This window comes from Pseudochrobactrum saccharolyticum (assembly GCF_008801715.1).
Lineage (GTDB): Bacteria > Pseudomonadota > Alphaproteobacteria > Rhizobiales > Rhizobiaceae > Pseudochrobactrum > Pseudochrobactrum saccharolyticum.
This window is the reverse complement of the sequence record NZ_VZPG01000001.1, coordinates 703,109-725,667: the sequence shown is the minus strand read 5'-3', so window position 1 is coordinate 725,667 and position 22,559 is coordinate 703,109. Positions and strand designations below refer to the sequence as shown.

At 52.3% G+C, this 22,559-nt stretch carries 20 protein-coding genes and 1 tRNA gene; 14 read left to right on the top strand and 7 right to left on the bottom strand.

What is annotated here, in order from left to right; all coding sequences use genetic code 11:
• Nucleotides 1-9 precede the first annotated feature (9 nt).
• The 6 genes from F7P81_RS03285 to F7P81_RS03260 form a co-directional block, all read right to left on the bottom strand.
• Nucleotides 10-1,887, bottom strand: coding sequence for a dipeptide ABC transporter ATP-binding protein (locus F7P81_RS03285; RefSeq protein WP_151158556.1), 1,878 nt, complete (start codon nucleotides 1,885-1,887; stop codon nucleotides 10-12).
• Entirely contained in the window at nucleotides 1,868-2,761 is an 894-nt protein-coding gene (locus F7P81_RS03280) for a MurR/RpiR family transcriptional regulator (RefSeq protein ID WP_121993922.1), read from the bottom strand. The genes F7P81_RS03285 and F7P81_RS03280 overlap by 20 nt, the downstream gene beginning before the upstream one ends.
• 188 nt (nucleotides 2,762-2,949) lie before the next feature.
• The gene (gene pdxR / locus F7P81_RS03275; RefSeq protein ID WP_151158555.1) at nucleotides 2,950-4,386 is read right to left on the bottom strand and encodes a MocR-like pyridoxine biosynthesis transcription factor PdxR; all 1,437 of its coding nucleotides are present in this window, start codon (nucleotides 4,384-4,386) and stop codon (nucleotides 2,950-2,952) included.
• A gap of 73 nt (nucleotides 4,387-4,459) precedes the next feature.
• Nucleotides 4,460-5,137 carry an MOSC domain-containing protein gene (locus F7P81_RS03270; RefSeq protein WP_151158554.1) on the bottom strand — a complete coding sequence of 226 codons (678 nt, stop codon included), beginning with the start codon at nucleotides 5,135-5,137 and terminating at the stop codon, nucleotides 4,460-4,462.
• Between the two features lie 68 nt (nucleotides 5,138-5,205).
• Nucleotides 5,206-5,279 (bottom strand) — tRNA-Cys (locus tag F7P81_RS03265).
• 233 nt (nucleotides 5,280-5,512) lie between these two features.
• Nucleotides 5,513-6,682 carry an AraC family transcriptional regulator gene (locus tag F7P81_RS03260; RefSeq protein ID WP_151158553.1) on the bottom strand — a complete coding sequence of 390 codons (1,170 nt, stop codon included), beginning with the start codon at nucleotides 6,680-6,682 and terminating at the stop codon, nucleotides 5,513-5,515.
• Nucleotides 6,683-7,050: 368 nt separating this feature from the next.
• Here F7P81_RS03260 and F7P81_RS03255 point away from each other — a divergent pair, with 368 nt between their 5' ends.
• The 7 genes from F7P81_RS03255 to F7P81_RS03225 all read left to right on the top strand — a co-directional run bounded on the left by F7P81_RS03255 (nucleotide 7,051) and on the right by F7P81_RS03225 (nucleotide 14,565).
• On the top strand, nucleotides 7,051-8,025 hold the full coding sequence (locus F7P81_RS03255; RefSeq protein ID WP_374828058.1) for a UDP-glucuronic acid decarboxylase family protein: 975 nt from the start codon (nucleotides 7,051-7,053) through the stop codon (nucleotides 8,023-8,025).
• Complete coding sequence (gene galE, locus F7P81_RS03250) at nucleotides 8,022-9,008, top strand: UDP-glucose 4-epimerase GalE (RefSeq protein WP_151158551.1); 987 nt, start codon at nucleotides 8,022-8,024, stop codon at nucleotides 9,006-9,008. Before F7P81_RS03255 ends, galE begins: the two co-directional genes overlap by 4 nt.
• Complete coding sequence (locus F7P81_RS03245; RefSeq protein ID WP_151158550.1) at nucleotides 9,005-10,858, top strand: glycosyltransferase family 2 protein; 1,854 nt, start codon at nucleotides 9,005-9,007, stop codon at nucleotides 10,856-10,858. Before galE ends, F7P81_RS03245 begins: the two co-directional genes overlap by 4 nt.
• Before the next feature lie 140 nt (nucleotides 10,859-10,998).
• Nucleotides 10,999-12,447 carry a UDP-glucose dehydrogenase family protein gene (locus F7P81_RS03240; RefSeq protein ID WP_151158549.1) on the top strand — a complete coding sequence of 483 codons (1,449 nt, stop codon included), beginning with the start codon at nucleotides 10,999-11,001 and terminating at the stop codon, nucleotides 12,445-12,447.
• Nucleotides 12,444-13,040 (top strand): DUF995 domain-containing protein, encoded by a 597-nt coding sequence (locus F7P81_RS03235; protein WP_151158548.1) that lies wholly within the window; start codon nucleotides 12,444-12,446, stop codon nucleotides 13,038-13,040. Before F7P81_RS03240 ends, F7P81_RS03235 begins: the two co-directional genes overlap by 4 nt.
• Before the next feature lie 15 nt (nucleotides 13,041-13,055).
• On the top strand, nucleotides 13,056-14,012 hold the full coding sequence (locus tag F7P81_RS03230) for a glycoside hydrolase family 26 protein (protein WP_022709481.1): 957 nt from the start codon (nucleotides 13,056-13,058) through the stop codon (nucleotides 14,010-14,012).
• A gap of 31 nt (nucleotides 14,013-14,043) precedes the next feature.
• Entirely contained in the window at nucleotides 14,044-14,565 is a 522-nt protein-coding gene (locus F7P81_RS03225; protein WP_022709482.1) for a DUF995 domain-containing protein, read from the top strand.
• Nucleotides 14,566-14,598: 33 nt separating this feature from the next.
• Here F7P81_RS03225 and F7P81_RS03220 read toward each other — a convergent pair whose 3' ends face one another.
• Nucleotides 14,599-14,976, bottom strand: a complete 378-nt coding sequence (locus F7P81_RS03220; protein ID WP_245293549.1) for a hypothetical protein — start codon at nucleotides 14,974-14,976, stop codon at nucleotides 14,599-14,601.
• Nucleotides 14,977-15,801: 825 nt separating this feature from the next.
• Here F7P81_RS03220 and F7P81_RS03215 point away from each other — a divergent pair.
• The 7 genes from F7P81_RS03215 (at nucleotide 15,802) to F7P81_RS03185 (ending at nucleotide 22,533) form a co-directional block, all read left to right on the top strand.
• A complete protein-coding gene (locus F7P81_RS03215; RefSeq protein ID WP_151158547.1) occupies nucleotides 15,802-16,911 on the top strand; it encodes an extracellular solute-binding protein in 1,110 nt (369 codons plus the stop codon).
• 116 nt (nucleotides 16,912-17,027) lie between these two features.
• On the top strand, nucleotides 17,028-18,014 hold the full coding sequence (locus tag F7P81_RS03210; RefSeq protein WP_033315823.1) for an ABC transporter permease: 987 nt from the start codon (nucleotides 17,028-17,030) through the stop codon (nucleotides 18,012-18,014).
• The gene (locus F7P81_RS03205; protein WP_116086649.1) at nucleotides 18,014-18,808 is read left to right on the top strand and encodes an ABC transporter permease; all 795 of its coding nucleotides are present in this window, start codon (nucleotides 18,014-18,016) and stop codon (nucleotides 18,806-18,808) included. Before F7P81_RS03210 ends, F7P81_RS03205 begins: the two co-directional genes overlap by 1 nt.
• Complete coding sequence (locus tag F7P81_RS03200; RefSeq protein WP_022709487.1) at nucleotides 18,808-19,884, top strand: ABC transporter ATP-binding protein; 1,077 nt, start codon at nucleotides 18,808-18,810, stop codon at nucleotides 19,882-19,884. Before F7P81_RS03205 ends, F7P81_RS03200 begins: the two co-directional genes overlap by 1 nt.
• 78 nt (nucleotides 19,885-19,962) lie before the next feature.
• Nucleotides 19,963-21,462 (top strand): NAD(P)-binding domain-containing protein, encoded by a 1,500-nt coding sequence (locus F7P81_RS03195; protein WP_151158546.1) that lies wholly within the window; start codon nucleotides 19,963-19,965, stop codon nucleotides 21,460-21,462.
• Complete coding sequence (locus F7P81_RS03190; RefSeq protein ID WP_151158545.1) at nucleotides 21,462-21,965, top strand: CMD domain-containing protein; 504 nt, start codon at nucleotides 21,462-21,464, stop codon at nucleotides 21,963-21,965. Before F7P81_RS03195 ends, F7P81_RS03190 begins: the two co-directional genes overlap by 1 nt.
• Complete coding sequence (locus F7P81_RS03185) at nucleotides 21,958-22,533, top strand: peroxidase-related enzyme (RefSeq protein ID WP_116086657.1); 576 nt, start codon at nucleotides 21,958-21,960, stop codon at nucleotides 22,531-22,533. The genes F7P81_RS03190 and F7P81_RS03185 overlap by 8 nt, the downstream gene beginning before the upstream one ends.
• Nucleotides 22,534-22,559 lie beyond the last annotated feature (26 nt).

Sequence of the window (22,559 nt, the reverse complement as noted above, 5' to 3'; positions counted from 1 at the left end):
TTCCACTTATTATTTAAAATCACCGATCGGGTGGCGGGCTACAAAATGGCCGGGTTCCACCTCAACCAATGGTTTGACAACAGGCATATCGTCGGGCTTGCGCACCGGACTTGGAATTTCGCCCTCAATCAGCGGTCTGTTGCGGTCGCGCCGTGCCGGATCGGCAATCGGCACCGCAGAGAGCAGACGGCGGGTATAGGCATGTTGCGGATTTTCAAAAATCTGACGGCGCGGGCCAATTTCAACGATCTGACCGAGATACATCACGGCAACACGGTGCGAGACGCGTTCAACCACGGCCATGTCATGGCTGATGAAAATATAGGACAGGCCGCGTTTTTCCTGCAATTCCATCATCAGATTGATGACCTGCGCCTGAATGGAAACGTCCAGTGCGGCCACAGCCTCATCCGTAATCAGAATATCCGGATCACCGGCCAGAGCGCGGGCAATACAGATACGCTGGCGCTGGCCGCCGGAGAACTGATGCGGATAGCGGCGCGCATGTTCCGGCTGCATGCCGACATCGCGCAGTAATTGTACAACGCGCTCCTCAATCTCATTGCCCTTGGCAAGGCCGTGGGTGATGAGCGGTTCGGCAATGGAGAAACCAACTGTGAGGCGCGGATCGAGTGAGGCAAACGGATCCTGAAACACATATTGGATCTTGCGGCGAACGGCGAGTTTCTCAGCACCGCTCAGCTTGAAAATATCCTTGCCGCGATAGTGTACCGAGCCGGAAGTGGCTTCCTGCAGCATCATGAGAGTGCGGCCGGTGGTGGATTTTCCGCAGCCGGATTCACCGACGAGCGCCAGAGTCTCGCCCTGACGCAGATCAAAATTGACCTGTTCAACCGCGTGCACACGACCGGCCAGCTTGGAGAAGAAACCACGGCGGATATCAAAACGGGTGACGAGATCGCGTACTTTCAGCACTGGTTCGTCGGATTTGATTGTATCCTGCGGCGGGGAGACTTCAAATTCGGCAGGTTTGCCGTCTGCATGATCGGCTTTGAGCATAGGGAAACGGCGCGGCAGGTCTTCACCATTCAGCGCACCAAGACGCGGCACAGCAGCCTGCAAAGCACGGGTATAAGGATGCTGCGGTGATTTGAAGACGTCTTCGACAGTGCCTTCTTCAACCTTTTCACCGTGGCGCATCACGAGAACGCGGTCGGCCACTTCTGCCACCACACCCATATCATGGGTGATGAACAGCACAGCCATGCCCATCTCTTCCTGCAGCAGGCGGATGAGGCGCAAAATCTGTGCCTGAATGGTCACATCAAGCGCTGTGGTCGGCTCATCGGCGATCAGCAGTTTCGGTTTGCAGGACAGTGCCATCGCAATCATCACGCGCTGGCGCATACCGCCGGAAAGCTGATGCGGGTGGCGGTCAAGCAGGCGTGCCGCATCGGGAATACGGACTTTTTCCAGCATGCGCAGCGCTTCCGCACGCGCTTCTGAAGCAGAGCAATTCTGGTGCAGGCGCACAGCTTCGGCAATCTGCTCGCCAACGGTAAAGACCGGATTGAGCGATGTCATCGGTTCCTGAAAGATCATGGCAATATCATTGCCGCGGATCTTTTCCATCGCTTTCAGGGAGTGTTTGGTGAGGTCGGTGGTAACGCCGTCATTGCCGGTAAAGTGGATGCCGCCTTCGGTGATCTTGCCACCGCCGCTTTCCACCAGACGCATGATTGCCAGCGAGGTTACGGATTTGCCGGAACCGGATTCACCAACGACAGCCAGTGTTTCTCCGGCCTTGATCTCGAAAGACAGGTTCTTAACCGCACGGAATGTGCTTTCATCACCTTTGAAATCAACGCTGATATTCTCAACGCGGATAACCGGTGCTGTTTGCGGGTTACTCGGCTTCACTGACATCCGTGGTCCTCGTTTTGGACTGCGGATGCTGTTCATCATCCGCATAAAAATAGGGCATGAGAAAGCGTGTCATCGATACGGCATCGGACACGCTCTGATGATGGGCCGCCAGAACGGCGAGAATAGTTTCGAAAGCGGCAAGTGCGGCAATGCCGGAACTGTGCAGAACCGGATGATCCGCCGGAATAAAAATTTGCTCATGGCTGAGGGCGCAAAGCGGAGAATGCGCTCCGTCTGTAACCGCGATGCAATAGGTGCCGCGACCACGGGCGAGTTTCATAAAATCGACTGTGTGTTGTGAATAGCGTGGCAATGCCATGGCAATCAGCAGATCTTCAGGGCCGAGGCCTGCGATTTTAAGCGCGACCCGCTCCATGCCGTTCTCACCGGTCAGCATGATCTGCGCACGGCTGAAAGGCAGCAGCCTGTCGGCAAAAAGCTGGAGCAGATTGCCGCTGACACCAAAGCCTAAGAAAGCGATGCGCTGGGCGTTCTGGATACGCATGGCGGCGCTTTCCCAGACCGGATTGTCGGCTTGCTTTGCAACAGTCTGCACCTGTGAAAGAGCATTTTTGAAAGCATCTTTAATCACACGGCGCGGCGGTATGTGGCGGGCGCGATCGATGTTTTCAACCGGCTTCAGCAGAGACTGATAACCCTGTACGGCATGGGCGCGAAATTCGGTGAAACCGTTCAGGCCGAGCGCTTTGACAAAACGTGTGATGGTGGCGGTGGAGGTTTCGGTGGCTGTTGCCAGCTCTTCAATGCCCATTGTGGCAACCGGAAAGGGGTTCGTCAGCACGAAATCAGCAATTTTCTGCTGATTGGCTGTCAGGCGTGACCACTGTGCTTCAATAAGCGCCGGTAGATTCACCGATCTTTCCCCCCCCTCATTATTCTCCCGAAAAAAATCCTATCAAAAAAGATTCAAAATGAAAATCTTTTTCATTAAAGTGTCACAGAAATAAATTTCTACAATGCAGAATGAAATTCAGCCGCTGTTCTGGTGAGAGCAGCGGCTGAAACAGATTCAACAGGAGGGGAACTGAAGGCTTTGTTATTTCAGGCTTTTGACCGCGCCAATATCTGAACCATCCGTGCGAGTTCGGCTTCACTTGAATTGGCAAAGCCAATGCGGAAAGCCTGTGTGGCACGGCTTTTATCCAGCTCAAAATGCGCACCGGGCAAGACGGAGAGGCCGGAACGGGCAGCATTTTCAGACCATGTTTGTGCGCAAAGTCCCTGATTGAGTCTGAACCAGATGGCCAGACCACCGGCCGGAAGTGAGAACCGGCCGTCTTCACCGAGTAAGCTTTGCAATTGTCCGGCGAGAAAATCGCGCCTTGCGTGATAAATGCGGCGGGCTTTGCGGGCATGGCGCTTGATAGTGCCGTCAGCGAGAAGGTCACTCAGGGCAAGTTCCAGCGGCAGGTCGCCTTGCCGGTCAATCGCCTCACGGTGCCGGATCATCCGCTTGAGAATATCCGCCGGTGCAACAGCATAGCCGATACGAATGCCCGGAGCCAGAACCTTGGACAGGGAACCGAGATAGATAACCGGCAGTTCCTTGCCGGAACGCGCCGTTAGTGGCAGGACGGGACGGCCGTCATAGCGATATTCATTGTCATAATCATCCTCGATAATGACCAGACCGTAACGCTGTGCAATATCAAACAGGCGCAGCCGTCTTGCAGCGCCGAGTGTGACGGTTGTCGGATATTGATGATGCGGTGTCAGGTAAACAGCTTTGAGCTGCGGGTCTTGTCGGGCAAGTGCCTCAAGAGCATCAACATCAATGCCGCCTTCATCTACCGCTATGCCGCAGATTTCTGCGCCCGCCGCACGAAATGCCGACCATGCCAAAGGATAACCCGGTTGCTCAACGGCAATTTTTGTGCCGGGCTCAATGATTGCTTTTGCAGCCAGAAACAGCGCCATCTGGCTGCCTCTGGTAATGAGGATATCTTTCTCAGTTGCCACCAGACCGCGCTCGACATTCAGATAGGCTGAAAGATTTTCCCGCAGTGATTTATTGCCTGCCGGATCACTATAGGAGCCGCCATGGGTGAAATTGGTGCTTGTCAGTGCACGGCGGAAAGCCTGCGCAAAGGCGGTTGTCGGCAGCAGGCGTGCATCCGGCGCGCCGTCAGAAAATTTGAGCGTAAAAAGCGGCAGATTGCTGTTCACGGGAGAGGGCTGTTTACCGGCCGTTGTTGTTTTTCCTGAGCCGGAAACGTCCGGCAGGTCATGGGAAACAAAGGTGCCGCGCGAAGGTTCCGCTGAAAGCCAGCCCTGCATTGTCAGTTCGTGATAGGCCGCATCAACAGTATTGCGGTTGAGTTTGAGTGTTTGCGCCAGCGAACGTGTGCCGGGTAAAGCCGCGCCGGGTTTGAGGCGGCCGCGTTCAATCTCGCCGATAATGGAGCGGGCTAAAGCCAGAAAAATCGGTTCCCGTTCGCGGGCAGAGATTTCGATTGCAAGTGCAGTACTTTTTCTCATCACAGACCTGAATTGATAAAGGCAGGATACTGCCTGTTCCATATTAGAGCGGAAGAGAGGCTTCAGACACCGGTCAGCCTTGCAGGCGGCGTGACCAATCCTCCGTTTTTCGTGTGGCTAGTCGCTTGACGGCGTAATCACGCCAGCTCTGCGCAAGATGTTCAAGATCAGCCATAACAGCCAGTTCTGCAAAGTTCAGCGTATCGACATATAAAATATGCCATGCTTTGCGGATGGTCCAGTCCGGTGAGGGGCGCTCAATCAGCCGTAATGTATCGCCGGCTTCAACAAAGCCCTCTTGTAAAACACGATAATACCAGCCGGTTCGGCCGCTGCGCTGGACGCGCAGTGACATGTCACCGGTATCGAAGCGGAAATTAAGCTTCCAGCAGGGCTGACGCCCCTGACTGACCTGAATAATGGCGTCACCAGCCTGAAATATGTCCCCGATTGCAATAGTCTCTTCTGTCAGGCCGGTGGTCGAAATATTTTCACCGAACGCGCCTGCCTGTTGCAAGACATCGCGCTCGCCGATTTCCTGCCTCCAGACCGCATAATGTTCATAGGCATAATGATGAACGGCTTTTTCCGGCCCGCCGTGATGCTTGCGATCGCCTTGTGCATCCTTGGTGAAACCTTCCGTGCCGAGCCAGTTCTTGCCCTGCGACGGGGTTTTTGCAATTGCACTGGGGGCTTCGCGGGGGCCAAGCGGGGCAACGGAACCGGTCAGAACTGTATTTATCGAAATCATATCTGCGTTCTCTGGGCGTAAGGAGAGAGCCATTTCTGACCAATATTATGACTGATATTGGTCAGAAATGGAGGCCGACCTTGGATTTGAACCAAGCTGAACGGATTTGCAATCCGTTGCGTAACCTCTCCGCCATTCGGCCTGATCTTGGGGCTTAGGATCGTGCAGTTTTCAAAATATCTTGGGAGGATGTTTTGTAAAACCGTCTCCTGAATAATGCTGTTCAGGGTAAAGCGGATGGTCCGGTTTTTATATTCTGAACAGGCCGGTAGCGATGTGCGATGCATAGAAATACAGAATAGAAAATCAGATTAATCAGTATATCTGTCAGTCAACCGGCCTGTTATTGTCGTATTGTTTCTGCTGTTGCTTTTATTACAGGTCAAGATTGCGCAGCCAGTTCTCAAAACTGACCTGTTTGCTGTTTGGGACAGGAAAATCTGTCGGCTCCGGATGCGGTGCGGATAGGTTTTTGCGCACTTTGCTCGGGCTGACGCCGAACTCATTGGTGAATGCGCGGGTGAAATTTGCGGCAACATCAAAACCGGCCGTTTGGGCAATGTCGAGAATTCTGTCCTGATTGGCCGGATCCTGCAATGTTTCATAGGCCGCTTGCAGGCGCTGTTTGCGGATATAATTCAGAACGCCGCCATGGGACTCGAACAGCTGATAAAGCCGCGTGCGGGATATGCCGACCGACCGGCAGATTTTCTCTGCTGTGAGTTGCGGATCGTGCAGATTGTGATGAATGTAGTGATGCACCCGTTCCATGGTTCCGAAGCCGATTTGACCCGGATGGTCATGGTCTGGACGGACACAGGGCTCAACGCCGTTCACAATCATATTCCTGATTGTTTGTACAATACCGGGCAGATCATCCAGTGTCAGCGAGGGCAGATGTGTTTCAACCTGAGCCAGAAAATTCGCCAGCAGCGTGGCAAGCGTTCCTGACAGGATGGAATTATTGACAGACTTGAATAGACCGGCCTCGCCGGAAAACAGGCTGTAAGGCATATAGAGCAGCACAATTTCAGAACTGGTGCAGCGTCCCCGATAGGGGTGTCCGAGTGTGCGGAAGGCCACACGACCCGAGCCGGTTTTAATAACTTTGCCGTCAACCTCCGTCCATGCCTGTCCGCTGCGTCTTAATCCCAGATACCAGTGATCAATCGGGCTGTAGCGCAATTGTGCAGCAGTGCGGGCGTAACTATAGGCATCGCTCTGTTGCCGGACAAACAGCATTTTCCCGAAATGCCACACAGTATGACTCGCGAAAAATCCGTCCTCAGGCAGAACATTGTCCGGCAAACGGACATCAATAATCGGCCGCATATAAGCGCGCCATGCCTCGAATTGCTCTTCGGGAGGCAGGTCCTGCGTGGAAAAATGCAGCGACGGTAAAGGCGGTGCGGTTGAAGGAATGATCACCGGCTCAAGAACATCCTGACCGGTGCGGGGAAAGCGGCGGCGCTCAACCTGCGGCCATGTTGCTTCAGCTCTCAGCCGGTCAGGGTTTCCTTCCGGAGTGTCAGACTGCTTATGCATCCGGTTCCTCCCGTCCACTGCATCTCTTAGCAGTGAAAGCCTGTGAAATCTCTCAGCACATCATCCTCAAGCAATATCTTATCATATCAAATAAGAAATGTACGAAATGATAATTTTCAGGATGCAGCGATAACGACAATCCTCTGACAGAGCGGTATATAGTATATGAAAGTAATTTCGTTAAAATTCTGCTTATACTTTGAGTATTTTTAGTAAGTTTACTTAAGTAATTTCATTAAATTTCTTTTTACATCAATGCAGATTTAAAGATAAATTTGATGGAGTTGAAGATGAGTGAACTTAATCAACATATTGGTAATCAGTCTGGCAGAACACCTGTACGTGAGCTTTATGCTGTTCAGTCGGATATATTACATAAGCAGATTATTGTTACAGGCGGAGCCGGTTTTCTCGGTTCGCATCTCTGTGAGCGTCTCCTCCGTTCAGGCCATCGGGTTATCTGCGTTGATAATTTCTCGACCGGCAGCAAGCAGAATATTATGCATCTGCTTGGCTATGACACTTTCAGTGTTATTGATCATGATATTGTTGAGCCGTTCGATCTGGAAGCGGATGAGATTTACAATCTCGCTTGTCCCGCATCACCGCCGCATTATCAGGCCGATCCTGTACATACAACGCTGACCAGCGTGCTGGGCGCGTATAATCTGCTGACACTGGCTGCCCGCTATAATGCCCGCATTTTTCAGGCGTCAACATCCGAGGTTTACGGTGATCCGCATATTCATCCACAGGTTGAAACCTATTGGGGCAATGTCAATCCGTTCGGCCCGCGCTCCTGCTATGATGAGGGAAAGCGCTGTGCGGAAACCCTGTTTTTCGACTTCCACAAAGCCTATGACACCGAAATAAAGATCGTCAGGATTTTCAATACTTTCGGCCCGAATATGCGACCGGACGACGGACGTGTGGTCTCCAATTTTATTGTTCAGGCGCTGAAGGGCGAGGACATTACGATTTACGGTGACGGCAAGCAGACCCGTTCTTTCTGCTATGTGGATGACCTGATCGAAGGTTTTGTCCGCCTGATGGCGGCCGATGCATCGGTGACAGGACCGGTTAATCTGGGCAATCCCGGTGAGTTTATGATCGGTGAACTGGCGAAGATCGTGATTGATCTGACAGGTTCACGCTCGCGTATTGTTCATCATCCGCTGCCTGTCGATGACCCGCGTCAGCGCCGTCCTGATATCTCGCTTGCAATGCGTGAACTGGGCTGGCAGCCGCAGGTGCAGCTGACCGAAGGTCTGGAAAAGACGATCACCTATTTTGACAGCCGTCTGAGCCTCTCCGGCAACAGATTACGGGAGATGGCCAGATGACAGCAAAGCGCATTCTGATTACGGGCGGTGCCGGTTATATCGGGAGCCATACAGCCAAGCTTCTGAAGTTTCGGGGTATTGAGCCGGTTGTTTATGACAATTTGTCCACTGGGCACCGGTCTTCCGTGCGCTATGGCCCTCTTGTTCAGGCCGATATTCTGGACACGATGCTGCTGACGGAAACGATCCTGCGTTATATGCCGGTTGCTGTTATTCATTTTGCCGCGTCCGCCTATGTCGGGGAATCCGTCACAGACCCTGCAAAATATTACCGTAATAATGTCTGCGGAACTTTGTCTTTACTGGATGCCTGTCGCGAGACAGGGCTGGATAAGGTGATCTTTTCTTCGAGTTGCGCCACTTATGGCGTGCCGGCAAATTTGCCGGTTGCGGAAACTGCCGCTCAGATCCCTGTCAGCCCTTATGGTCAGACCAAGCTGATTGCTGAACATATGCTGGCTGATTATGCCTCCGCTTTCGGGCTGCGCTATGTGGCTTTACGCTATTTCAATGCCTGCGGTGCTGATCCGGAAGGTGAACTGGGAGAGTGGCATGATCCGGAAACCCATCTCATCCCCCGCGCGTTGCTGGCAGCAGCCGGAAAAATCGCACAGCTTGAGATTTTCGGAGATGATTATGACACTGAGGACGGCACCTGTGTGCGGGACTATATTCATGTCACTGATCTCGCCCGCGCCCATGTTCTGGCTTACGATTATCTTGCTGGTGGCGGTGACAATCTTGCTGTCAATCTCGGGACAGGACGCGGCTCCTCTATCCGCGAAATTCTCAATACGATCGACAAGATAACCGGCCGTCCGGTTCCCATCATTATTCGTCCGCGTCGCGCAGGTGACCCGCCGGCTCTTTATGCCGATCCCGCTCTTGCGCGCCATATGCTTGGTTTTGAACCGCAATATTCGGATTTGGAAACAATTGTCCGGACTGCGGCTCCTTTCTTCGGACTGGAGGCGAGATCATGACACGTTCTGCCATCAACAGACAGAAGTCCTTCACTCTGAATGGTGAACCACTGCTGGTATCCGTATTTCAGGGCTACAGACGGACAGAATATATTGCCGGTGTTGCCATATGGCTGGCAGCTTTCATCTATTTCTGGGTCTGGTGGCTGCAGCCTGAGCATCATGTGAGCACTTTCGGAACGATTATCACAACCGCGGCGCTGGCATGGCTAACATTGATTCCTGCTTATTTTCTGGTCATGTTTTACTTTGCGGTAAAGCCTGTCGGTGCTTTGCGTATACCGCAGAACAGCCGGATCGCTATGGTTGTGACCAAAGCGCCGTCAGAGCCGTTTCCCATTGTTGCTGAAACACTGCTGGCGATGCTGGCGCAGACACAGCCGCATGATACCTGGCTTGCGGATGAAGATCCGTCACCGGAAACACTGGCATGGTGCCGTGAACACGGAGTTTTCGTATCAACACGCAAAGGCCGCGCCGATTATCACCGGCAGACATGGCCGCGCCGTACACGCTGCAAGGAAGGCAATCTTGCGTTTTTCTATGATCATTACGGCTATGAGCGCTATGATTTTGTTGCGCAGCTTGATGCCGATCATGTGCCTGAACCGGATTATCTCTGGCAGATGTTGCGGCCTTTCGCCGATCCTGCTGTTGGTTATGTTTCCGCACCCAGTATTTGTGACCGCAATGCTGCGGAAAGCTGGTCGGCACGCGGGCGTCTCATTGCAGAAGCGAATTTTCATGGATGCTTACAAGCAGGCTATAGCGGCGGTTTCGCACCGATGTGTATCGGTTCTCATTATGCCGTGCGTACTGTGGCACTCAGGGAAATCGGCGGGCTCGGACCGGAACTGGCTGAAGACCATTCCACAACGCTGATGATGAATGCCTATGGCTGGCGTGGTGTCCATGCGATTGATGCCATTGCGCATGGCGATGGCCCGCGCACTTTCGGCGACCTGATTACGCAGGAATTTCAGTGGGCACGCAGCATTGTAATGATCCTGCTGCAATATTCGCCGGATCTGATCCCGCGCCTGACACCCCGTTTGCGGTTTTCATTTTTGTTCTCACAATTTTGGTATCCGCTGTCTTCGCTACTGACTGCAATACTCTTTGCCATGCCGGTTATTGCGCTCATTCGCGGTAAGCCTTTTGTTGCTGTCACATATCCTGAATTTTTGACGCATTTTCTGCCGATGTCGCTGATCCTTCTGGTTTTCGCCTATCGCTGGCGGGCAACCGGAACATTCAGACCTGTAAATAGTCAAATTCTGAGCTGGGAAGGCATACTCTTTCTGCTTGCCCGCTGGCCTTGGGCACTGGCAGGAACACTTGCGGCATTGCGCGACTGGATGACCGGATCTTTTGTTGACTTCCGCGTTACGCCGAAGGGAACATCCGAGGTTGATCCACTGCCTTTCAGGGTCTTGGTGCCTTATGCAATCATTGCGCTTGGTTCTGTTTTTGCTGTGCTTTTGGTGTCTGATGCCGGTGAAAGCCGCGGATTTTATCTCTTCGCCATTTTCAACAGTGTGATTTATGCGGTGCTGATGATCGTGGTGCTTGTCCGGCACAGCGTGGAGAACAAAGTGCGTATGACCACACGCTATTATCGTCCGGTTCTATTGGCGACCATTCTGACCCTTATCATTCTGCCCGGATTTGCAACTTTTGAACGGGGACGTGAAAGCCTCGAAGTGCTTGCCTTGGGCGCAAAACATGTCCGGCTTTTCGAAGAACGTTATTCGGCAGCCGGTGCCGGTGTCGGCGGACAATCGCTGCGCATAACCACATTCAGCCCGCATTGGCGCTCAGACACATCAGCAAACATATCGGAAGATTAGAGCGTATCCCGAAAAGCGGGAACCGGTTTTCGGATAAGATACGCGTAAAAACAAAGAGATAGAGCATTTCATCGGATTTAGTCAAAACTGACATGCTCTAGGAAATTATAACAGGGAGGCGCCTCAGGGCGTTGCAGATCATGAAAATCACGATGATAGGAACCGGATATGTCGGCCTCGTCAGCGGCACCTGTTTTGCACATTGGGGCAATGACGTTATCTGTGTCGATAAGAACGCTGCAAAAATAGCCGGACTTAATCAGGGCATCCTGCCGATTTACGAACCGGAGCTGGACGGGCTGGTCAGCAAATATCATCAGGCGGGACGTTTGTCTTTCACCTGTGATCTGGCAGCAGCGGTCAAAGATGCGGATATTGTGTTTATCGCTGTCGGCACACCGGCGCGCGCCGGACACGGCGATGCGGATCTGTCATTCGTCTATATGGCTGCCAAGGAAATCGCACCGCATCTGGCGGAAGGTGCAGTGGTCGCGGTGAAGTCCACTGTGCCGGTCGGCACCGGCGATGCGGTTGACAAGATTATCGGCTCGGTGCGCCGACGCGGCAGCTATTCGGTCGCCTCCAATCCTGAATTCCTGCGTGAAGGCGCAGCCATCCCCGATTTTCTGAAGCCTGATCGTGTGGTGATCGGTGTTGAGGATATGCATGCACAGACCGTGCTGATGCAGCTTTATCGCGATGTTTTTGCACCGCATGATGTGCCGGTTGTGGTTACCAGACGGCGCACATCCGAGCTGATTAAATATGCCGCTAATGCATTTCTGGCGACCAAGATTACCTTTATGAATGAACTGGCCGACCTGTGCGAACTGGCAGGCAGTGATATCAGTGATCTGGCGCTGGGTATTGGTCTTGACCGGCGCATCGGCTCCAGCTTCCTGAATGCAGGTCCCGGCTATGGCGGTTCCTGCTTCCCGAAAGATACGCTGGCTCTGTTGCGTACCGCTCAGGATTACGGCGTAGCCTTGCGGGTAGTCGAGGAAACCGTAACAGCAAATGAAGCACGCAAACGCAAAATGGCGCTGAAAGTGCTTGATGCTGTCGGCGGCGATGTGGACGGGCTGACCATCGCGGTTCTCGGTCTGACATTCAAGCCGGATACGGATGATATGCGTGAGGCACCGTCGGTTCCTCTGATCGAGACTTTGCAGCGTTTCGGGGCAACGATCCGCGCTTTTGATCCGGTGGGTATGCCGAATGCCGCGCAGATGCTGGATGATGTGGCTTTGATTGATGATCCTTATGAATGCGCACGCAATGCAGATGCTGTTGTCATCGTGACAGAATGGGATTGTATCCGCAGGCTGGATCTGACCCGCTTGAGAAAACTCATGAACGCACCCGTTCTTGTTGATCTGCGCAATGCAGTTTCTCAGGAAAGTGCAGAAGCAGCGGGTTTCCGTATCACGATGATTGGTAAACCGGTCCGAAATAACAAGGAAACACATTCTGCCGCTCTGGCAGAGAAGGAAGCAAAGTCTGCTGTAACGGCAGGAGGGGGCGTAAGAGGCAGGCTTCACACCGGCAATGATGGAAAAGCCGGAACAGCAGGGAGAAGCAGGCTATGAGCAGAGATAACAACAAGACCAGAATTCAGAAATATGGTGCAGGCTTACGCAGATTTAGTGTTATGCTGGCCGCACTGACAATGACGGGTGTGCCCGTTATACCGGCCGGTGCCGCAGAACCGGTCAAAGTGCCCGCACAGGCAAGAGCAATGTCCGCTGCAGAGCTCTATGTGCTTTACCGGAATAAAACCTGGCAATGGCCGGACGGCGCAGGCCGTATGCAGGAAAAAGACCGCACCTTTATCGGCTGGTCAGGCTCAGGGAATGATACCCGCTGGGCTGAAGGGCGGTGGGTGCTGAGTGATACGGGGCTGATGTGTCTGAAAGCTGAATGGCATGGCGTACAGACAAAACAGGCCAATAAAACCTGTTTCCGCCACCGTATTTATGAAGACACGATTTATCAGAAAAAAGAACCTTCCGGCAGCTGGTATGTTTTTAAACATGCCAAGGCCGCAGACAGTGATGAGTTCAAAAAACTCATTGCTGAAGACACGGTGAGCGCTCAGCTGGCAAAGCTGCAGCCGTTCACGCAACAGGCAGATGCCAAACAGCAACCGTTCTCTGCACAGGCTCCGAACGGTACAAATTAATGCAGGAGAAAGGCAATGGATAGGATATCCAAAATTATTGCATTGTCATTCGTCGGGGTCATGTTGTCCGGTACTGCTCATGCCGCAAGCAGCACTCCGCTTGGTATCCCTAACGAGATGTCAGCAACTCAGGATCAGCCGTCCACGAAACGTCCGGTGATAACACCATCCTCTATAGGCTTTGGTGCTTATGACCCGCATGGCGATTTCGGTGATGACAAGAATTCAAAAATCGAACATCTGTTTCTGCCATGGGAAGATGTTGAGCTGGGATCATTGGCACTTGCCGATGATTACGCGCTCAAACGCGGCCGCACATTGTTGATTTCAGTCGAGCCATGGTCGTGGTCGCCGGATTGGCGTATTTCCTCACCGCAGCTTTTGCAGAGCATTCTGAAAGGAGAGCGGGATGTGTATATGGCAAAGGTCTGCACAGAAGCGGCAAAACTGAAAAGTCCGGTTATTATCCGTTGGGCGCAGGAAATGGATGAAACGGATAACCAGTTTACCTGGGCGCATTGGCAGCCCGATGAATATGTAAAGGCGTATCAGCGTATGGTGCGTGTATGCAAAGAAAGTCTGCCAAATGCCAAATATATGTGGTCACCAAAAGGCAATGAGGGGCTTCAGGCCTTTTATCCCGGCGATGACTATGTTGATATTGTTGGGCTTTCCGTCTTCGGTTACCAAAAATATGACCGTGCAACCAAGGGCGGGGATCAGACTTTCTCTGAACGTCTGGCACCGGGCTATGACCGTGTAAAAGGCTTCGGCAAACCGATCTGGGTGGCCGAGCTGGGCTATGACGGCGATGCCGCATATGACCGGAACTGGGCTGAGAATGTTGCCAAGGCTCATCCGGAATTTCCTGAACTGAAAACCGTGGTTTATTTCAATGACCGTGAAGTTTATCCATGGGCGAACGGTTTCGGGAAGCCTGAATGGCGCGTTGTGAATACACCAACCAACTGAACCACGCTGTCTGAGCGTGAGGGAGGCGATTATGTCAATGTTTCGTGCAATGACACTTATAATAGCGGTAGCCGGCGGATTGGGTTTGAGCGTTTCCGCTGGTCTTGCAGCTCCGGCAGCGGCTCAGACAGCGTCAGGTGCAGACACGGCTAAGCCACTCAGCAGTTCCGAAATTTACCGGATTTACAGCCATAATTCATGGATGTGGAAAGACGGCGCCGGTTATTTTGCCGTGTCAAAACGGCAATTCAAGGCATGGTCCGGCAGGGGCAGCAATGCTTCTGCCGGTCAGGGGATCTGGTTTATCACCGATCCCGGAAAATTATGTTTCCGTGCGACATGGTATGAAAAAGGTACCAGTTTTCCGGCAACAACCTGCTTCAGCCACCGCGAAAAGAACGGCGTTATTTATCAACGAAAAGAGCCGAATGGTGACTGGTATATTTTCAAACACGCACCGGCAAGAAAAGGTGATGAAATCACCAAATTCCGCCGGGGTGATTATGTGAGCAGACAACTGGACCGCATGATGCCGGCTATGGCATCCAACTGACTATGAAGCTGGCGGCAGATATCTTGTTTGCCGTCAGCTTCTGTTAAAGCAGCGTGTTTTGCTGCCGAAACCGCTTGGTGTGCAGATATAAGGCGCACGTCCCAGATAATTTGCGGAAGCCACTCTGACTGATTTTGAAGATGTCACTGTTTTGGTAGCAGCAACACGCGGTGCACGTTGCGTGCGCGGGGCTTGCATATCATCTGCTTTGGCGATGGCAGTGGTTTTTGCAGGCAGGCCATAACCGACTTTGGTGACAGACGTTGCCTGTGTTTCAGCAACATTATAGCCAGTGCTGCATCCGGCAATGGCCAGACTGCCAGCCAGAACGGCTGTAAGAGCGAGTGTTGTGGATTTGAAAGGCATGCGATTACGGTGACCCGCGAGGATCTTTGCGGAGAAGAGTTGCATTCGTGTGAACCTTTGTTCCGATGCCGTGACACAGGAACGTATAAACTGAATAAATTAATACGAAGTGATTAAGATCGGGACAATTAGCAATTGAAGTATTGCCTAATTGAGTTAGATCTAAAGTTGTAAGGACTTCATATAGTATCAGTCGCGGGAACCCAACCCCTTTTCGCGGGAATGCTGCCGGACAGCGGATCAGGCTTGTAACTCATGATACCGTTTTTGTGCTTGTCCTATGTGCTGCATAAAATTTACTGCAATTCAATAACTTGCCTGCCTGCAACCGTTTTCCCTGCAATCGGCGACCTCAGGGCGTTTGTCTTAGATTTTTGTACAGATGGTTTAATTTGCGTCGAAATGGCGCATGCAGGTCAGGAGATTCTCTCTGCGAGAATTATCCGGTCTCATTGTTGAGCTGTGCAGAAGCGGAAGCTGCGGAAGAATTCCGCTATAAAAGATTTTTTCAGTTTGGGTTGCGCAGAGCAGAATTGTCAATTCTCCTGCGTAAATCAGGCGTGACTGAAAAAATATTCTCTGGCAAAATTCATCAATAAAATTATGATGTTAAATCAAATGCAATTTTGATTTGCTTTGCATTTTAAGGACTGTTGTTTATAGTCGTTGATTATAATGCTAAAAATTATTTCTTTATAATAAAGCCCTTGACATATTTCTGCTTTATCGGAATTATCCATTTTAGCGGACATTTTTCCACCAGATCCGATATTTCTGCCGAAGGGAAGCGGCGAAGTATTTTCAATTGATCCTGTGGGTGAGCCTGATCTGCGCCTGATAATAAAAAACAAATATCTTCAGGGGAACATAATGAGGAAGACTCTTCTGGTTAACCGCCGGTCAGCGTTGAAGCTGGTTGCGGCAGGGACGGCTATGCTGTCGTCACCATATATCATCAGACCGCGTCCGGCTTGGGCCGAAAACGGTGTTCTGAATGTTACGACCTATGACAAATTTCTGCCGCAGGACTTTCTGGACAAGTTCCAGAAGGATACCGGTATTGAAGTGCGCGTTCGTCTGACAGACGATCAGGGCAAGCAATATAACCTGCTGACTGCAGAAGGTGCCAATCCGTCCACCGACATCGTGACGGTTGCAGGGCACCGCTATAGCCAATTCATCCAGTCCAAGCTGATTTCTGCAATTGATATAGATAAAATCAGTAACTGGAAAAACCTTAATTCTGTCTATCAGGATGCCAAATGGGCACGCGTTGAGGACAAGCTCTGGGGTCTGCCAATTCTGGCCGGCTATGAGGGGCTTGCACGCAATACTGATTACGTTAAGGAAGCGGACAGTCTGGAGATCATGTTTGATCCGGAATATAAGGGGCAGACCTCTTATATCGTCAGCGACTTCCTGACACTGGCCATGCAATATCTTGGCTATGACGGTGACTTTGTCAGCTATACGGATAATCGTGAGCTTGCACAAAAGGCCACCAATGATGCCCGCGATCTCCTGATTAAACACAAGGATATGGTGCGTAAATATTACGATGCCGGTTCCGAAGTGCAGCAGATGTTTATCAATGAAGATATTTATCTGGCGCATTCCTGGTCAGGTCCGGTTGCCAAGCTGATTATGGAAGGCCATCCGATCCAGCTTTCTGCACCGAAAGAAGGCACATTTGGCTTCGTATATACGCTGAACATCGTCAATAATGCGCCTAATCAGGAAAATGCCTATAAGCTGCTTAATGCAGTTCTGGCAGATCCGGCAGTCGGTGCATCGATGACCCGTCAGTCCGGCTACAGTTCCACCATCAATGGTGTGGCTGATCTGCTGAATGACCGTGAGAAGATGGCAGCAACCTTGCCACAGAACCAGCTTGAGCGGGTTATCTTCTTCAGCTCCGTCAACCGCGATATGAAAAACGAACTGGTTGACCGTGCAACTGCCGAGGTCAAAGCCGCCTGACGGCTCTGCGTTCTGAATGAATGTTTGCGCCCGATCCGGCGCAAACATCCTTCCCGTAAAATGACTGTCTGATGAAACAGCACGACATGCGTCGCAGGGCTGAACAGGAAAGCTATATGTCTGACACCTCTATCAGGGACGATATTGGTATAAGCCAAAAAGCGGAAATGCCGCGCTATTCGACACGGATAGCAAAAGTCATGAATTCCGGCTTGTATCAGAAAACATTGGGAGCCGCGGTCAATTCGCGTTACGGACGCGTGATCCTGCTGGCAGGTTTTCCTCTGCTCTGGCTCATTTTTCTGCATGTCGGGCCGATTTATCAGATGCTGAAAATCAGCCTGATGTCGCAATATCCGCTGCCTGCGGGCAGTGAGCCGCAATATACGCTGGATAATTATGCGATCTTCTTTCAGGAGTCGATTTACTTCACGCCCCTGATCCGCAGCTTCTTTTTCTCACTTTTTGCAACTACAGCCACCCTGATCGTGGTTTATCCGGTTGCCTATTATGTTGCGAAAATTGTGCGTCCGGAAGGCCGTTCCAAAGCACTGCTGCTGCTGCTCGTGCCATTCTGGGCAGGGGAGCTGATCCGCACATTCTCGGTCATTATGCTGCTGGCAAACCGTGGTGCGCTCAATGTTTTTCTGCGGGAAATCGGTCTGATCGACCGGCCGATCCAGATGCTTTACGGCCCGTTCTCTCTGACATTCGGTCTGATCTATCTCGTATGTCTGTATATGTTGCTGCCACTTTATTCCGCGATTGAGAAAATTCCGTCTTCCTATCTCGATGCCGCTGCCGATCTTGGTGCAGGTCCGTGGACACGGTTCCGCAGAATTATTCTGCCTTTGTCCAAGGAAGGCATTATTTCGGGTTGCTCACTGGTCTTTCTCACAACAGTCGGTGTTTTCGCCACACCGATGCTGCTTGGCGGGCCCGGTACGGTGATGTTCCCTGAAACCATCAGCGGTTTCTTCCACGGCGCCAGTAATAAATGGCCGGTAGGTGCGGCTTTTGCCATCATCATGCTGGTAACCGCTTTAACTGCAGCCGGAATTTTCATGCGCCTTGTCGGCGGCCGTAAACGGAGGGTGATCTGATGCGTAACCTGTTTCATGATGCACCGCGCACGGCTCTGACAGCAACCTATTGGGCCTTTGTCATCTATCTGATGCTGCCGTTGATGCTGATGATGGCAATGAGTTTTAAAGATGCCAGTTTCATTGCTTTTCCGATCAGCGAATGGACCTTCGACTGGTATGTCAAAGTCATGCAGGACAAGCAGTTTCTCGAAGCTGTTATCTATTCCATTCTGATTGCTGCGGCGACCACGCTGGCGGCTACGACGATCGGCACATGGATTGCCATGCTGATTGTGGCGGAAGGGATTAAAGGTCAGGCAATTATTTTCGCGCTTGCCTGTCTGCCTGCGGTGGTGCCGGGGATGATCTCGGCGATTTCGATGCGCATTTTCATCTCGTCGATTGATATGCCGACAGGTACAGCCGCCATTATTCTGGGGCACACAGTGCACGCCGTGCCTTTTGTGGTGGTGATGGTGCTGACAAGACTGCGCACAATGCCGGGCAATCTGGTGGATGCGGCACGTGATCTCGGTGCGGACAGCGTTGTGGCTTTCTTCCGGGTGACATTGCCTTATCTCTGGCCTGCAATCATGGGCGGTATGATCTTTTGCGTGCTGCTGTCGATTGATGACTTTGTGCGCACCTTCTTTCTTGGTGGCTACAAGCCGACGCTCCCGATGCTGATTTTCGCCAAAGTGCAGGGCGGTATGTCTCCTGAAATCAACGCCATGGCAACGCTTGTCCTTTTGGTGACCGCAGCCGTTGGCCTCTATGCAGAATATAAAACCCGCCGTTCGAGGACACGCTAATGGAACCGATCGTTAAATTTGAGAATGTAACAAAAAGCTATGGTTCTTTTGTTGCGGTGGAAGAGCTTAACCTGACCATTGAAGCAGGCAAATTCATCACATTGCTCGGGCCTTCCGGCTGCGGTAAATCCACCACTTTGCGTATGCTCGGCGGCTTTGAAACACCGACATCCGGCCGCATTATCATCGCAGGCAAAGACGTGACAAAGCTGCCGCCTAACAAGCGCGATGTGAATATTGTGTTTCAGGATTATGCGCTGTTTCCGCATATGTCCGTTGCTAAGAATATTGCCTTCGGTCTGGAGCTTAAAGGCCGCGACAAGCACTTTATTCACAAGCGGGTGACCGAGCTGCTGGAACTGGTGCAGTTGCAGGATTATGCACATCGCCTGCCGTCAGAACTTTCCGGCGGTCAGCGTCAGCGTGTGGCTCTGATGCGTGCGCTGGCACCGGATCCGCAGGTGCTATTGCTGGATGAACCGCTCTCGGCGCTCGATGCAAAACTGCGCCAGCAAATGCAGATCGAGCTGAAATCCATTCAGGAAAAAACCGGCAAGACCTTTGTCTTTGTTACGCATGATCAGGAAGAGGCACTTACAATGTCTGACCAGATTATTGTGATGAACAAAGGTCGCATTGAACAGATGGGTGATCCGCATACACTCTATCGTGCACCGAAGAGCGTTTTTGTTGCCAATTTTATCGGTGAAACCAATCTGCTGCGCAGTCAGGTTTCCGGTGTTGAAAATGATATGCTGAAGCTGAACTGGAATGACAATATTCTGACGGCTCCGCGCGGCACTGCGAGCGTTTCAACACAGGACGGCTATTTCATTGCTCTGCGCCCTGAAGCGATCCGCTGCACAGAAACAGCGCCGGAAAGCCAGAACCGTCTGAAAGGCCGCATCCGTCAGCTGGTGTTCAAAGGCAATCATACATCTGTCTTTGTTGAGGTGGACGGCGGTACCGTTCTCAATGCGCTCAGCCATCCGGCAGACATCACCTCTTCCGTCGGGGATGATATCTGGGTCAGCTGGAAGCCGGAAAGCGCAACAGTCCTGCCTGTTTCGAGCTGAGGTCATGCAGATCATTCCGGTTGCTTTGATGTGATCGGAACTTCATCATTATCTGAGAAAACCGGATGGAAATGAGTTATGCAATATAACGTGCAGGCACCGCTTAACGTTGCCGCTTCCACTCTTGAGGAGCTGGAACATCGTGTCCGCGATGATCTAGCCTGTCTGTGTTATCCGCCTGCAAACTGGGTGGAAACAACTGATGGTGCAGAGAAAGTGCATGATGTCGTGATTATCGGCGGCGGCATGTGCGGGCTCGTTGCCGGATTTTCGCTGCTGGCGGGCGGCATCCGTAATATCCGTATTTTCGACCGCAGTCCTGAAGGTTTTGAAGGCCCGTGGCTGACCTATGCGCGGATGGAAACACTGCGCTCACCAAAACAGCTGACAGGTCCTGCCTATGGTATTGCTTCGCTGACATTCCGCTCGTGGTATGTGGCACAATTCGGCAATGATGCATGGGCTGAGATGGATAAAATCCCGCGCCCGATGTGGATGGACTATCTGCGCTGGTACCGGAAAGTTCTGTCTCTGCCGGTTGAGAATAATATCGAGGTCAAATCCATCCTGCCGGAAGGGCCGCTGATGCGCCTGACACTGGCGGGCAGCGGTGCTAAAGAGGCGACAATTCTGGCGCGCAAAATTGTCATGGCGACTGGCCGTGACGGTATGGGGCATCCCAATATTCCGGATTTTGTAGCGGGGCTGGACAGGAAGTTCTGGGCGCATTCTTCTGACGCGATTGATTTTCAGGCACTGCGTTCCAAACGGGTGGTTGTGGTCGGTGTGGGAGCCTCTGCGGTGGATAATGCCGCTGAGGCACTGGAAGCCGGTGCCAAAGAAGTGCGCCATCTTATCCGCCGCAAGGAAATGCCGCAGATCAACAAGCTGATGGGTATTGGCTCCTTTGGTTTTACGGCCGCTTTTTCCAAGCTGGATGATGCCCGCCGCTGGCAGATCATGAATTATTCATTGCGCACCCAGACCCCTGCGCCGCGCGGCTCAACGCTGCGGGTCAGCCGTCATGACAATGCGTATTTTCATTTTAATGCCGGTGTGAAATCGGTCGAGCAGAGCGGTGATGAACTCATTATCACAACGCAGGACGGTAGCCGGCTGGTTACGGATTTCCTGATCCTCGGCACCGGCTTCACCGTTGACCCGCTGGCACGCAAAGAACTGGAAGCCTATGCGGATAAAATCCTGCTCTGGCGCGATTGCTATACACCTCCGGCCGGTGAAGAAAATAAAGAACTCGGCAATCATCCTTATCTTTCCGCTGACTTTTCTTTCCGTGAGAAAGAGGCGGGCACGGCTCCCTGGCTGGCTAATATCTACAGTTTCAATGCCGGTGCGGCGGCCAGTCTTGGCAAGCTGAGCGGCGATATTCCGGGCATCAGCGAAGGCGCGGCCATTCTCGCCCGTGAGATTGCAGCCCGGCTTTATCAGGAAAATTTTGAGCAGCACTGGCAGGCCTTGCTGGATTACAGCACGCCGGAACTGCAGGGCGATGAGTGGAAAGCTTCACCTTTGCCGGATGCAGAGCAGATACAGTCGCAGCAGGCGGAGGAGGTATAATGACGGAAACCACGGATATTCTTATCAGCGCCGCCGGTATCGGAGCCACAGATCCTCTGCGTGAGGTGCTGGCAGGCCGTGCGGATATTCTGGCGCTGACACAGCAAACCCATGACAGTGCCTTAATGCCTGCTGATGCGGGCGGGCTGTCCCGTGCCGAACGCGCTGCCATTGCGGTGCGAGTTGCCAGACATAATCAGGACGAAGCGCTGACACAGCATTTCACAACTTTGCTGGAACAGGCGGATAATGCTGCAGAAGCGGCTCTGATCGCTGATCTGGGCTTCAACGGTGGTGACGATCAGCGTTTGCAGGCTTTGATCCGGCATACGGATATTGTGACGCGCTCTCCTAAAGATGCCACGGGTGCCGATATTGAAAAACTGCGTCAGGCCGGTGTGAATGACGCTGATATTGTACGGCTTTCGGAGCTTCTGGCATTTGTCAGTTATCAGATCCGCGTTGCAGCCGGTTTGCGTTTGATGAGAGGTTTACATGGGTAAGACCATTCATGAATTCACGACAACAGTGCCGGTCTGGAAACCCTATGTGACGCCGGTTGTGCTGGCGGATGCAACGCCTGAACAGCTGGATGCGCTGAAAGTCACGCCGTCCAACACCAAGGTTTCGGACTATCTTCTGGTGCTGGCGCATGATGCTGAAACGCTGAAACACCGGTCTCCGCTGTTTAACGGCGTGATGTATAATCGCGGCGGCATGTCCCGCGCAGAGCGGGAAATCGGGGCAGTGGGAGCCTCGGTTGTAAACCAATGTATCTATTGCGCGGCGGTACATGCAAGCCGCTATAATCAGCTGGCAAAGGAAGAGGATACCATTGCCGCCATTTTTCGTGATGGTGTGAATGCGGATATTGAACCGCGGCTGAAAGCAATTTTCAATTTTGCAGTTCGCCTCTCGGCCTGCCCGCCGCAGGCGGACGCAACCGACATGCAGGCTTTGGCTGAGGCGGGGCTGGATCAGAATGAAATCCTTGATCTCATTCTGTCTGCATCGCTTTTTGGCTGGGCAAACAGACTGATGCATACATTGGGAGAGCCTGTAGAGGAATAGGTCTGCGGCATAGTTTGAGGAGTGAG